A 14425-nucleotide genomic window follows, 5' to 3' on the forward strand; every position below is an offset into this window, starting at 1 on the left:
AAAATGTTTGAATTAACTCCTGGTAGCAATACATATAAAAACCGCTTCAAATAAAAAGCCTCGTCAAACTCATCAAATATCTATCGAAAGCATATAATATTCAACCCTTTTTTGCGGATAGAGCGTTTCCATAATCTTTGTGTAACGCTTGAGCTGTTCTTCGTATTTGTATCTTAGTCCTCTCATGGAACCGGATTTATAATCGATAATTGTAATGAGATTATCCGACACGATCATCCTGTCCACAATGCCAAAGTTTTCTTTATCCGATATCTGCTGCTCGATATAGATTTTGCCCGGTCGGAACATTACGGCGGAAACATCGTTTCTTTCAACAAAACAAACAGCCGTTTCATATTCTTCATCGTTCAGTTCTCCTGCCGGCGGGAGCCCGGCTCGATCAACAACTTTGGCCAGCCAGCGGTGCAGACGGTCACCTCTCATTATACCAGCCTTGATATTGGCCGACACCAGCGCCGGATCAATCTCGCCGTATTTTTCCGGCTCTTCATTATGCTTTGCGGGCACACTGCATATTGTCACAGGTTGAGGTTCTTGGGGCTTGCCGGACGAATAACATATTTCTTTCTTACTACCCTCCGGCGCAAAGCGTAAAAAGGTATCCAGCACGGCCTGATGGACCGGTTTGTAGTTTTCATCTTTCTTTTTGGGCAGAAAAACGGTCAGCGTTTGTATGGCTCTTGTTGCGGCAACATAGAAAATATTCGCCTGTTCACGACACAGCCGCGCTTTATTTATTTCGTGATTTTCAATTATTTCTCCGGCAAGTGCCGAATCGCTTGCACCCAGGAAATCAATCTCATCGCCTGAAAACTGCACATTACATCGCTGGGCTTCCAGATAGAATGGTGACTCTCTTTCATCTTCATTCCAGAAAACAAATACATGTTTAAACTGCAGGCCTTTTGTCCCGTGAATTGTGTCAACCTTAATATTTTCACTTTGCTCCGGTTCAGGCACCTTCACAGTGAAGCGGATATTGAACATTCGCAAAAGAAAATCATCCACATCGGCGCCGCCTTGACTGAAGAAAGCCTGCACTTCCTCCTGCCAGATATCAAGAATGGTTGCAGGCAGTTTCCCGCGCAAAAGTTCAATCACGTCACTGACAGCCATTAACCCGAAAGGCCGGGGATACTTTTGCGCAAACTCTGTCCGGACAGCCTCAATATTCCCGAACATCTTTTTCCATAAAGGCGAGGCCGCCGCTTGCGCAACAAATCGCGTCTCATCCTCTTTCGCCAGAGTGCCGGCAATGAAAAGCATTACCGCGACACCTTCCCGGGTTGAAAGAAGCTGTCTCCCTTTAACAGCGGACACTCCAATTTTGTTTTTTAAAAGCTGGGCTTCGATCTTCTGGACATGATTGTTGGTCAAAGCCAGTACGGCCATATCTCCCCACGCACAGCCGTACTCATCTTTTTTCTTCTGCAAATATTCAACTATCGCCGTATAGTAAGCATCTTGCGAATAACCTTCTTTTTCCAGTTCGACACGATTCACTTCCGTCACACCGTTGAAAGCCTCCGGTTTCTCCGGAGGTTTTTGCCTTTCGGTTCTCTCTTTTGAGTCATAAAGACCGGCAACCAGTTCGTTGAAAAAAAAGATAAGCAGAGGGGTGCTGCGATAATTGTATTCCAGTGAGCTTTCCGTGATTACTTTATTGGCGATGTAGCTGCCGATAGCCGCTTCCAGAGCTTCGCGGTCCGCGCCGCGCCACCCGTAGATCATTTGCTTCCAGTCTCCCACAGCAAAGAAAGATCTTTCGCCGCGTTCTCCCCGTCCGGATAAAATTTCGTCAATCAGGGGCAACAATATCTCGATGTCACCTTTCGAGGTATCCTGAAATTCGTCAATCAGCAGATGCTCGGTCCGGTCAAGTCCCAGAGAAAAATAATTGCTCATCAACTTCGGACGTTCAGTGGCTTCTGTACTGTCCAGTTCAAGCAGACCCCTGCGCACATCGTGAAAAAAAATCAAGCCCCTTTCATTCTTAATTTCCACCGCCGCTTCCAGATAAATCCCGTAAAGGAAGGTTACGGCCAGTTCGCGCAAAAGCGCCTTATTGACGGCCAGTTGTTCGGCGGTTTCCCGGTAATCCCGGAATATTTTGTTGAGTTCCGAATACGGTTTCTCGTTCCAGTTTATGGTCTTTCCGAGGCTTTTATAATCGTCCAGACTGGAATGCGTCGCCACAGTTCTGGAGATGAAATTATTATAATCGGCCAAATAATTTATCACCCGATTCTTAACATTGGCAGTCACATGCTCCTCCAGAGCCTGAGCTTTTTCATAAAGAGATTTAAGTCTGTTTTTCAACACACCGTTTTGCTTCATGATGTCGTCAAGATCGCCGAGCCTTTCCATGTCGAGCAGACAGCGCTCATGTGTGCGTTCATCCGCCAGAGCCTCCCAAAGCGTGTCCATATCCGTTCTTAAAATTCTTGCGACCATGATCAATTTATCGGCTTTGCCTTTTTGAACGACATCGTCGCGAAAAAGAATTTCAATCTCACGCGATAATTCCATCTGCTCTTTCTCATCCGCGAGCTTCGGCGCAAAACCGGCGGCGGCAAAGAGCCGGTAGAAAAACGAATCTATCGTCGAATAACCGACGCGGCCTGCTTCCATAATCAGCCGCAATCTCTCCAGAAGGGGATATCCTTTCTGTTCGGCTATCTTTTCCATGATCCGTGAGCGCATCTCAGTCGTAGCTGCGCGTGTAAAGGTCAGTGCGGCTATGAATTTCCCGCCGATAAGTATTCTTTTAAACACCTCTTCGGTGAGCGTTGTTGTTTTTCCCGAACCAGCTGAAGCTTTTAGAAGAATACTTTTCATCAGAAATTTCCCCGGGCAGTTTTATAATAATCTTCCCTGCCACATAATGCCTTACACCGGCAGTATTCACATTCCTGACAATCATGCTCAGGAAGAAGTGCTTTGCCACCGATTATCGCGTCCAGGCGCTCCTTGATGGCCAGCAGAAGTTCTTCCGCCTCAGCGCTTTCTTCAGCGGGAAGCTTTATTTCCCGATCTTTTGACGGTTCATTCAAAAAATAAAAGCGCGCCCCTTGAACACCTTTGTTAAAGTGCTGATAGATAATAAGCTGTGCCGCAGGATGCAGAACACCTTTTTCTTTAAAGAGTCCCCTCACAGTTGTTTTTCCCGAAAGTTTGTACTTGTCCTGCTTTTTGGAATACTTGAAATCAATAATCTCCGTTTGTCCATCAATCCTGGCCAATCTGTCAGAACGTCCGGTTATCTTATAACAGCCTGCAATAATCCCTTTGAATTTTTCCTCGCATGCCACGACATTATCGGCAAATATTAAGTGCTCACCCGATTCTTTCTCGTCCGCGTAGATCTCCTGTAAAATGATTTTCGCGTTGAGCATATAGATATTTATTCCTTCAATATCTCTCACTGCGGCATTCTCATTACTTTCCCAAAGCTCATCAAATAGCTTCTCCCAGTTATCAAACCTGTCCTTTTTAACGGTCGAGAGCTGTTGCAGGAATGTATGAACAAAGCTTCCCATCTGCATATTTATTTTTTCATTATCATCCATAAATGAAGGCGGTTCCATCCGAAGTATATATTGATGGTAGAACAAAAATGGACAGGCCATAATTTTTCCCAGGCTCGAAAATGAATAGGTAAAATCTTTCAGCTTGTTTCTCAAATCGTCGTCAATGATTATCGCAGTCTTTTCTTTGCCTGCCCTCGCGGGAACCGATTCTTTAAACGCCGTCGCTTTAATTGGTTTTCCAAATTCCTGCGCCAGAAGGCTCATATAGTAGCTCGGCGTTCTTTCCCTTATCGTATCGTTCACACCTACTATCTTTATTCTGTCGCCCTGGGCCATAATCTGCCGGAAAATAAGATCTTCATATTCAAACACACTTTTTCGCATCTGTGGAACATGTACCGGATTAATAAAAGGTCCTTCAAAAGGCTGAGTCGGCATGATGCCGCTATCCAGAGAAAGTATCAATCCCCGGCTGAATCTCTCACCCGAAACATGGCCGAAACCGACAACCTGCACCGGAGCCGTTCTGCTACCGGTAACACGGAATTTTTTCGTCTCTACCAGTATTTTTGCAGCATCGGCCAGATTACGCCCCAGCGTCTCTTTCCAATAATCAAGAAGGGTAGAAAAAGAAACGGCCGCTTCCAACGCTTCGCATTCCTCACGAACGTAATTGTCTCTATTCTTAGATAATTCTACCGCGCAGGTTGTGGCAAATTTCTTAAAATCGGGCATCAGACCTGACACTTCAGCATTTCCTATTTCCAGCAGAAGTCTTCGTCCTGCCGAAGTTGTCGAAAACGGCAACCAGACGGCAAGATTGACGTCATTTCCGAACAGGCGAAGAGATCTGTTCCAAAGCATTGTGGTGAGTGATTCATCAAGAAGGAATATGATCAATTGTTCGTCGCCAGACTTTTCTTTAAGGAAAGTGGAAACCTCCAGCGAGACAAGATCAACCAGGGCATGAAGCCCGGCAAGCGAGATCAACTCAATACCATCGCCTTTCGATGGCACAACTCCGCCGCCAAAGGATAACATAAGATTTTTTGCTGAATCAAAGGGAAGCTTATCCGGCCCGCATAAATCAGTCCCGAAAAGTGGCTGATCAATGAATAATCTTTCTTTTCTTATCTTCCGGTAGAAGCGTTCGGTTACCGGAGTTATTTCAGGAAGTCCGATAAATACTTCCTTTTCGCCGGGAGTGATTTCATCTAGCGCCTTTATTTCCAACTCCGGCATGAAGAAATTTATTTTAGAAAGCCACTTGCGAAAAGCCTGCGCGGTTTCCAGGTATTCCTCGAGCCTGTTCCATTCATCCTCCGTAAACCGCTCCGCGCCATAAATTGTATCCCTGCCAATATTATATTCCGCAAGTTTAGTGATCAGGGGCAGAAGACTGGCGGCACGTCTGGCGGGATATTTCTCATCCGGGAATCTTTCAGCCAGGAATTGAATGAATAAAAGAAGCTGCTCTTCACCTGGAACAGGATGGAGATTCAGTTTGTTGCTGATTTTTTTAGTAATGTATGAATCAAGACTTTCGACCCGGGGCAGGATACCACCAAGCTTGCTGTGTATAAGGTGTTGCAGGGGGTCTACAGCTCTTTCGTTGGCACAAATTATTGTCCAATCGGAAAGATCCGGATGATCAACACGTAGAAGCTCTATTATCTTTTCCGAATATTGCGACATGTTATCTCCCCGTGGACATTAATGTTTTTTTAACCAATTTATTGCCGACAAAATACTTCATGCTTAATTATAATCTCAGAGTTACCTTAAATTGTCATTCCCGCGCAGGCGGGAATCAAGTTTATTTCTAATAAGTATAAACCTTTCATTTCATTCTATTCTCTGGATTCCGTAACCGTGCCCTTTAGGGTATTCAACGGAATGACAAAAGTCGAATTTTAATAGCATAATTTTCAAAATATGGTAACAAGGAGAAAATATTATTTTCTTGGCAGACGGATGAAATATTCAATTAATTCAACTGCAGATTATCATCAATACGATTTAAATTCGCTGGGTTGGGAACTTACCGTTTGCAATTCTCTGGAGCCAGTGAATAGCCCTTGTCGCAAAGTACTTACATCCTCCTATTCTTTTGGTAAGCATCTTGATAATTTCCTGAAAGAAATAATTCCCTTCCATGATATCCGCTCCATTCTGGAGATAGGCGGAGGAATGGGATATTTAATGCGTGATTTTCTGACGCTGAATCCTCAAATGAGGGCAAAAATGATTGACATTTCCCCTTTCCTTCTTGATAAACAAAAAGAAACTCTTCAATCATTTAAGGTTGATTTTGAACTGTCGGACATTTTGGCGTTTCCACAAACAGCCCTTTCTTGTTTTGACTTAGTTGTTATGAATGAAAACCTGGGCGATCTGCCGACTTTAGTGGCCGTACAGGAAAAGGAATATGATTCCAATGTAGATATTACCGGCATGACGCAAAGACTGGAGTATTTTAACAAAAAATATAACATGTCTCTGGGATTAAAAGAATATGAACACATTAATATCGGCGCCATAGAAATAGTGGAAAAACTATGTTTGGCCGGAATCAAATATATCTTTTTAAGCGAACACAGTTGCGAAGCGGTTGTTCCCGAACTAATCAATCCTTATTTATCTTTTCCATCTCCCGGCAGGCCTGAAATGATTTCGCTGAAAGGCCACAAAGAATTTACTATTAAATTTTCCTACTTGAAGAAAATCGCGGAAATGCTAAATTACAAAACACGGCGTGGACCTTTCGCCGATTTTCTTCCTCTAAACTTTAATGATAAGATAAAAACAGCTCTAAGGCTTGTCACGCCTTTTAATGACGAGCAGGAAATTATCCGGCAGTTTGTTTACGATCTTTACAAATACGAATATTTAATTCTGATTAAAGGAGATATTGAATGAAAACAAACATGATAATTATTTCTCTAGCATCTTTTTTCTTTTTATCTTTTGCAACCGATGATGCTTTGGCTCTTCGCTGCGGCACAGGCCTTGTCACTGAAGGAGATTCAAAGTCTCAAGTACTGACAACCTGCGGCAAACCAACATCCAAAGAAAAATCCTGTGAAAACAGTCAGCAATACACAACTACAAATAATAATGGAAAAATAAAAAAAGTTAAAAAATGCGGCCAGAAACTGGAAACATGGTTCTATAATTGCGGCGATAATGATTTTATTTATAAACTTATCTTTGATGATGGTAAAATAATAAATATAACTACCGAAAGTCGCGGCAGCGGTAAATCGGATTGCCAGGGGAAATGATTTCTTTTGATATAATTAAGAATAATTAATAGGGAATTCTGGTGACATCCTACTAAAATTCCAGAATTCCCCAAGGCTTTTAAATAGCTCCATATTTAAAATAAATTTTACTTCACTTTCCAAACAGGTTTTCTCTTCTCCACAAAGGCTACAAAACCTTCCATAATATCCGGAGAACCAAGTATATTATGCATTACCTGGTCTGTTAATGACATGGCGTCAGTCCGGTTCATATCTCTACTTTTCAGGAGAAGTTCTTTTACTGCCTTTATTGCAAGAGGGCTATTTTGACAAATTCTCTCTGCCATTTCTGTTGCGGTCTGGAGGAGTTGATCAGAAGAAACTACACGATTGACCAGTCCAACTTCGTAAGCTCTCTGGGCGCCTATTCTATCACAGGTAATGAGCATTTCATGGGCAATTCCAGGAGGAACATAGTGTTGGAAAAGAGCGGTAAAGCTTGCCGGCATGCCCAATCTGGGCTCGGGTATGCCAAATTGAGCGGCCTCAGCGGCAATTCTTATATCGCTTTCCAGAGCCAGCCACAAGCCTCCGCCGAGACAATGTCCATTGATGGCTGCAATAATGGGTTTCGAGACATTATAGTTTGCAGGAGATGCACGCCAGGCAGGAGCTTCTTTCATCCATGAGATCACTCTTGCCGGAGGTTTTCCGCCCAATAACGAAAGCATTTCCACATCGGATGCGATATCAACCCCTGAACAAAAGGCCTTCCCTGCTCCCGTGAAGATACCAACCCACACGCTATCGTCATCTCTAAAATCTACCCATATTTTTGACAACTCATTGATAAGTTCAGGACTAAGAGCATTGAACTTCTCAGGACGATTAAGGGTAATATAAGCAATCTTATCCTTCTTTTCATAGAGAACAAACGGCATAGAACACCTCCTTGATGTTGACCTCGTATAGTTAGTATTCCTTGTTATAGCAGTCTACAACAGCCATTGTCATCAAAATAGCCTTGCCCTTTATATTAAGAGGTATTCTATCAGTCAAGCCTTTTTCTTAATATCCCTTCGACGCTCTCGACAATTGGATGCACAGAATTTATATGAATCTCTTGAATCGTTCCCGCACTTATACTGGAGACGGTTACCGGAATATACCATCAATGTTTCTGATGATGATTTTCTTTTTAGTTCTTTCCCCTTGACATCCTTCGTCCGTAAGTTTATGCATAACTGGCGTTGTAATCACCTATAAGAACACTTCACGAAAATTGACGCAAAGTTCGCGGAGCAACAAATGCAGTGGAAAATCAACAATCAGACCCATCTCTCTGGTTCTATATTTTGGGTTAGCTTGGGACTGAGCGCTATTTTCTGGGTCGTTGACTCTCTTCTCACGGTCCTTTCCACGAATTCATCTTTTTTCCCCACGCTCATCGGCATTGAAACCAGAGGTTTTTGGCAGCGTTTGATTGTGTTGTGTTTTCTTTTTATTTTCGCTTCTCACGTTCAGTATAGTGCAAAAAAGCGACGTGAGGCGGAGGAGCAACTTCAAGAAACTCTTGAAAGTCTCAAGAAAGCTGTCGGCACCACTATTCAGGTCCTGGTGTCTGCTTTGGAATCAAGAGATCCCTATACGGCCGGTCACCAGACCCGATCTGCGGATCTGGCCCGCGCTATCGCTACGGAGATGGGATTAGATCAGGATAAAATCGATGGAATCTACATGGCAGGTATTGTTCATGACATTGGGAAAATAGCGATTCCTGCGGAGATATTGATCAAACCTACCAAACTGACCAACATCGAATTCTCCCTGATTAAACAACACTCCCGAAGTGGATATGAAATGTTAAAAGATGTTGAATCTCCCTGGTCTCTGGCGGAAATTGTCTATCAGCACCATGAGCGGATGGACGGCTCCGGCTACCCAAGAAATCTGAAAGGGGATGAAATTATCATGGAAGCCCGCATTTTATCCGTGGCAGATGTAGTGGAGGCCATGGCTTCGCATCGTCCCTATCGTGCGGCTTTGGGTATTGAGGCCGCCATTGCAGAGATCGAGAAAAATAAAGGAATTCTTTATGATGACGCTGTTGCCAAAGCCTGCCTGAAATTATTTCGTGAGAAAGGCTATCAACTTGCGTAAGTTTATAGCAACCAGTTAAACCTTAATAATAACGCATTAAATTTCACTTTTATATTTTACTTTTTATTCTTGCCGTAATTTTTGCGTTCTGGCGATGTATTCATCAATTATTGATAATATATTACTAGGATTGGAATATTTTTTAACAGCTTTCTGTTTTTTTACTTGTTGCATCATGCCATACAGATCAGACATTTCGTATACAACTTTTAAATATTGTTGTTTTTCCAGCATATCGCATACTTGAATTTGATGATCATCAATGTGCTCTTGATACTTTACCAATCTAGGCACGGCAATAACTTTTTTACCCAGTTTAAGTGCGGCAACAAGCGCACCGGTGCCACCATGAGAAATGATCAAATCAGCATCAATTTGTTTTCGACGAAAATCATCCGGTGACATATAACGAACATACTGATAGTGTGTCGGTATATAATTAGATTGTCCGATTTGGGCAAATACTTCTTCATCAATTTTATTTTCTTTAAGGAGGTTATCTATTTCTTTCAGTAGTCGATCAAACTGATATTCTCTGGAACCAACACATAAAAATATCAATAGATACTACCTCCATAAATTGCATTGGGATAAACACTTCTTAGCTCCTCCCACTGAATGATGAACAAATCAGCTTTTTTATACATTATTTTACCCGTTCTTGTTCCATCACTTATCCGTGCGAATGTCTCTATATAGATTAATTTTTTGCGGAATATTTTTGCTAAATAGGCCATGGGGAACGCAACCATTGTTCCCGTGGAAATAATATAATCGGGGCGAAATTTTGCAAAAACAATAAAAGACTTGCACAGGTTATAAGTCATTTTGAAGGGGGAAAAGACATCTTTCAGTCCGGTTTGCAGCAAATAGTAATCGGCACTAGCTTTATAAACTGTTTTTTCCGTAATCCAAATCGAAGTATATTTGTCAGCCAGTGGTCTTAACATTTTGAGTTGTTCGTAGTGACCACCGGATGAAGAGATAAAACAAATTTTCGTATTCTTATTTTTCATTATTTTCAATGTCTAATGTTGACTGAACACTTCTTCCTGTAATATTTTTTATTTTTTCATAATTCATACGACATTTCAATCCCGCGATTTATTATCGGTAATCGGACATATAACTAGTGTCCGAGAATGACTTCTCCTGTATCCGTTATGATCTTTCCCGGCAGCTGAAAAATCCGCCGGAATATATTAAGAGTGCCTTTACCGATGGACTTTGCATTTATAGGTTTCACATTCGGATCATCCCATGCTCCATCTATTTTAAAATTTACAGTGATTAATTTTCCTTTTTCGTCGGTAATAATCCATCCCGCAATGGGAATTTTCGACGCAATGAAATCAAGTGTCTGCAGAGGATGAATACCGACGATAAGATCAAGTTTCTTTTTCAGATAATCAATTCTACCCGCCCCTGAGATTTGAATCGTATCACTGTCAATAAAGAAATCTTCTGAAGATATAACACCATCTTTAAGCAAAATATTGGAAGTTATCTTATTATAAGTCATTCCTTCTGTTGTCATGTCCGGAAGTTTAAGTTTCACGAATTGAAGAACGTTAAAAAGAGAGAATGTTTTGGAAAGGACGGAAAACTTTTTCAGAACTCCCTTTTCCGCCCGAACCTTAAATGTTCCCGCCGCTGTTTTTTTGAGATCGTCGGCATTGCGGCCGAAGGCGGATACATCACCGGTGAGCGTCAACCTGCCGCTAACCGTGCGGTTGCCGATTTCCAGATAACTCTGAAGCTTTTCCAGTGACATCTTGTTGATGGAAATATTTGCATCGTAGCGGTTCTGACCGCTGGGACGTATGGCAACCTTTCCTTTGGCCTGGAATTTACCTTCAAAGGCGATGGCCTCCAGTGCTTCAATATCGATGATGCCTTGTGAAAATTTCAATCCGGCGTTGAGTTTTTTAAAATCAATATCGCCGAATTTACCGGCATCCAACCGCAAGGTCGCGTTCAATTCCATAGCGGACGAAGTGTTGCCTTCTTTTTTCGGATATGACAGAGAAATAAGGCGGGATAAATCATCTGAACCGACATAAGGGGAATTCAGCGTTAACGTGACTCTCGGCAAAGCTAAATCAGTGATATCGCCCGCCAGGTTAAATCCGGATTGCCCCAACTTAAAGGATAGATTGTCAATATGAATCAATTTGTCATCAATGGCCATTTGCCCTTTTACGTCACGGAGATTTACTTCACCTTCCGTGCTCTGCAATCCCAGATCCTTCGTTTTAAGCAAGCGTGTAAAGAAATTACACATTACCCTGGGATTACGGAAATCATCTATTCTGAATTGCCCTTGAATATCGCTTTCTCCGATCCGTGCTTTAAACAGCGACGTCTCCATTGTGTTTCCTTTAAAAAAGGCATTGCCCGTTAAATCTCGCAGAGGTTTTATATTCATCGAAGGTTTGAGCGAAACATTAGCCAGAGACGCGATACCCTTCCATTGAATAGAAGCGGGATCGTCTAAATCACCCCGGCCGGCCAAAGCCAGCGAACAACTTCCCGCCAGATTATATTTACGCAGCACCGGTAGAATCGCAGCAGCTTCGCGAACATCAAAAATCTTGGACTTAATATTAAAAGACACGGGTATTCCCCCCGCAAAGCGAACCATCATGGAGCCGGTTATGTTAGCCGGCGGCAAATCATAATTGAAGGAAGAAAAGTTGAGGGCATCTTCATTGATAATGATTTCCGCCGCAAGCCGGTTTTTTCTTGCCCTTGTTTTTTCCATTACATCCGGATACGTGTAAGCAGTGCCGGTTAAATCCCATTGAGCGTTGATATGATAATCCACATCCGTGCCTTTTCCGGAAAGAATAAGCGTTGAAGGTCCTTTGAAATTCAGATTACGAAATTTTTCTTTTCCTAAAAGCCACAGGACCTCATCGCGAGTTGGTTGAATTTTCATTTCAGCGGTATAGATAGTCGGATGAGGCAGAGCAAAATCAGAAATACTCCCTTCCATTGTCAAGGGTGAAAGGCCGAAACGTCCCTTCATATTGTTCAGTGAAAACTGCCGCTTTTTCAACTCCAATATGCCGCTGATATCGTGAAATACAGGCGCTGTTTGATGCGCTTCAAAAACACCTTTGTTTACTTCAGCCTCAATGGAAAGCACATCAACACTTTCTTTTTTATTCATATGGGCAATCTGACTCAACCTGCCATTGAGTTTCCCTTCAATGAGCCGGAAAGCACCATCCTTGACGTGCTTATCAATGAAATTTCCCACACCTTTGTGAATGATTCCCCAGGGAATATAAGATCTGATTTCTTTCAAGTCAAAAGTCTTAGTTACGGCGGACGCTTTCAAGAGCGGATCTTTCTTATTTAAATCATCGATTTCCAGATTTCCTTTAGCTTCAAAATTATCTATCGCTACACGTGACACGTCCAGATTCAGACTATCGGTATCGCGTTTCAAAGCGTAATCCAGTTGAATCATCCGCGGCTGAAGAATAGTCCTGAACACTACAGGATAATCAAGCAGGGCTTTTTTCACCTGAATTGTCCCTTTCGATTTGAAATCGGAAAATCTCCCTGAAAATTTAATATCCGCGTTTACATATCCGGCCATTTTTTCAAATGGTGAGTATTTTTTCAAATATGCGCCATAATGTTTTATATCCGCTCCTTTTATATGTACGGAAGCTCTCACTTTACTTTCATAAAACGGCTCTTCTAAAGGAGCAGGACGGTAGAAACCATCCAGCGTCAGTTCCGCCTTATTTTTATCCTCGATGACAGAAGTCTTGATTTTGAAATGAGATATCTTTGTCCAAAAAGTCGAATCAATCCGGCACTGAAAATTTCCCAGTGAAGTTAAAAGACCTTTCTCGCTTGCGGACTCATCTAAAAAAGTCATCGATCCCTTTTCAATAATGAAGTTACGAAACTTCGGAGCATTCTCATCTTCTTTCTTCTCCAGAAGATCGGCTATATTCAGTACGCCCGTCTTATCTCTCTTTAACGCAATGCGGGGCTCGCTTAAAATTATCTCTCTGAAAACAACACGATTTATCAAAAGAGGAAATACTTTCACCTTTAGTGAAGCGTTTTTGACATTTAGGAAATCCAACGAGCTACCTTTTTCTTTAACCACCAGATTGGTAAATTGGAGAAAAAGTCCATCGCTCAAGGACAGAGATGCTTTTCCGGTTTCGTAGGTGATATTGCGATTCAATTTTTTTACCACGGCTTGCATAATGGATTCTTTGTAGGAATCGAGACGAGATAGCTTATATGAAGCATAAAACCACGCGGACGCGAAAAACGCTGTAAGCGTAATCGCTGATAAAAGGACTATGATAACTATAGTTCTTCTTTTAATGGCCAATTAAAGTAACCTTTTTCATGGATAGATTCATACGATTATTTTAATAATGAAATCTCGCCAATGTTATGCAAAAATTTATAGATTAACTAATGCAAATAGATTTTAGCACTGACAATACAAGAGTCAAGCTCAATAACCAATCATCAAGACAACAGTACAAAAATCAGCAAAGTTACTTCAAATCTTTAATTAATATTATATTGACATACCTACGCATAATTTCTATATTCTTAAAGCAACGCAAATATTTTTTTATTGCTGGATTATATTTCGATCAAATGCCGGAGCAATGATTGTGAAAAACACTGAAAAACGCCAGTCGTTAAGGCGCAAAGGCAAATTCCCCGTTGTGCTTGAAAACAGCAAAGGAATTACCCGCGATTTCAGCAACTCGGGAATTTTTTTCGAAACGGACAAATCCTTCACTCCCGGCCAAGCCATAGATTTCACGATCGTGATGGAATATGTCGATCCGGACAGGCCTGTTCACTTAAAGTGTCGAGGAGCGATTGTCAGGGTCGAAGACAAAGGAAACAAATTGGGTATCGCAGCAACCATAAATTCCTATTCCTTTGACAGGTCAAATTCCACCGATGCAAAGCAGGTAAAGAAAAAAACGAGAATCAATGCTAAGAAATGTTAGTGAGCCATTTATCCTAAACTAAAATAATCTTTTTTTATTTAATTATTAATTTTGATATTTACCATGTCATGCCAGGTTATAGCTAACAGTAGTCGACCTCTTGAAGATAGACTACCGAGACGTAATTGTTGCCGGTGAATATGAGGGTCCGATATTGAATCCTCTCAGGGTAAGAGATCTTACTAAACCTTTTTTTAATAAAAACGACTAAATTCTCGCCGCAGGGTAAAAGTCCGTAGCCGGTCAATCCCCGCATTTGAACACCTTCTTCGATTCAATGATCATTAATTCTGTCGAATGTAAATTGCCGAACTTATGCAGGCTTAAACAATTATAGAGCTAAAAAAGGCGTTTCGCTAACTATACGAAACGCCTTAATATTTGGTGAGCCCTGTCGGAATCGAACCGACAACCTAATGATTAAGAGTCATTTGCTCTGCCAGTTGAGCTAAGGGCC

At 41.8% G+C, this 14425-nt stretch carries 10 protein-coding genes and 1 tRNA gene; 4 read left to right on the forward strand and 7 right to left on the reverse strand.

Annotated features, from left to right (window positions below; translation table 11 throughout):
* Nucleotides 1–72: 72 nt before the first annotated feature.
* Complete coding sequence (locus CVU62_06355; protein ID PKN38456.1) at nt 73–2859, reverse strand: hypothetical protein; 2787 nt, start codon at nt 2857–2859, stop codon at nt 73–75.
* Nucleotides 2859–5246: a hypothetical protein gene (locus tag CVU62_06360; protein PKN38457.1), complete on the reverse strand. Its 2388-nt coding sequence runs from the start codon at nt 5244–5246 to the stop codon at nt 2859–2861. The genes CVU62_06355 and CVU62_06360 overlap by 1 nt, the downstream gene beginning before the upstream one ends.
* Before the next feature lie 279 nt (nt 5247–5525).
* Between CVU62_06360 and CVU62_06365 the strand changes: the two genes are divergently transcribed.
* Nucleotides 5526–6470 (forward strand): hypothetical protein, encoded by a 945-nt coding sequence (locus tag CVU62_06365; GenBank protein PKN38458.1) that lies wholly within the window; start codon nt 5526–5528, stop codon nt 6468–6470.
* Nucleotides 6467–6835 carry a hypothetical protein gene (locus tag CVU62_06370; protein ID PKN38459.1) on the forward strand — a complete coding sequence of 123 codons (369 nt, stop codon included), beginning with the start codon at nt 6467–6469 and terminating at the stop codon, nt 6833–6835. Before CVU62_06365 ends, CVU62_06370 begins: the two co-directional genes overlap by 4 nt.
* A 107-nt stretch (nt 6836–6942) precedes the next feature.
* On the opposite strand, the gene CVU62_06375 is transcribed toward CVU62_06370, so the two are convergent.
* On the reverse strand, nt 6943–7737 hold the full coding sequence (locus tag CVU62_06375; protein PKN38460.1) for an enoyl-CoA hydratase: 795 nt from the start codon (nt 7735–7737) through the stop codon (nt 6943–6945).
* A gap of 367 nt (nt 7738–8104) precedes the next feature.
* Between CVU62_06375 and CVU62_06380 the strand changes: the two genes are divergently transcribed.
* Nucleotides 8105–8956, forward strand: a complete 852-nt coding sequence (locus tag CVU62_06380) for a hypothetical protein (GenBank protein PKN38461.1) — start codon at nt 8105–8107, stop codon at nt 8954–8956.
* A gap of 63 nt (nt 8957–9019) precedes the next feature.
* Here the strand turns inward: CVU62_06380 and CVU62_06385 are convergent, their stop codons facing one another.
* From CVU62_06385 to CVU62_06395, 3 genes are all read right to left on the reverse strand, one after another.
* A complete protein-coding gene (locus CVU62_06385; protein PKN38462.1) occupies nt 9020–9517 on the reverse strand; it encodes a glycosyl transferase in 498 nt (165 codons plus the stop codon).
* Nucleotides 9514–9972 (reverse strand): hypothetical protein, encoded by a 459-nt coding sequence (locus CVU62_06390; GenBank protein PKN38463.1) that lies wholly within the window; start codon nt 9970–9972, stop codon nt 9514–9516. The genes CVU62_06385 and CVU62_06390 overlap by 4 nt, the downstream gene beginning before the upstream one ends.
* A gap of 113 nt (nt 9973–10085) precedes the next feature.
* A complete protein-coding gene (locus tag CVU62_06395) occupies nt 10086–13193 on the reverse strand; it encodes a hypothetical protein (GenBank protein ID PKN38464.1) in 3108 nt (1035 codons plus the stop codon).
* A 421-nt stretch (nt 13194–13614) separates the two neighbouring features.
* On the opposite strand from CVU62_06395, the gene CVU62_06400 reads away from it, so the two are divergent.
* Nucleotides 13615–13968, forward strand: a complete 354-nt coding sequence (locus CVU62_06400) for a hypothetical protein (protein ID PKN38465.1) — start codon at nt 13615–13617, stop codon at nt 13966–13968.
* A gap of 382 nt (nt 13969–14350) precedes the next feature.
* Here the strand turns inward: CVU62_06400 and CVU62_06405 are convergent.
* A tRNA-Lys gene (locus CVU62_06405) sits at nt 14351–14425 on the reverse strand.

Source organism: Deltaproteobacteria bacterium HGW-Deltaproteobacteria-2, from assembly GCA_002840505.1.
Taxonomy (GTDB): Bacteria; Desulfobacterota; Syntrophia; order Syntrophales; family Smithellaceae; genus Smithella.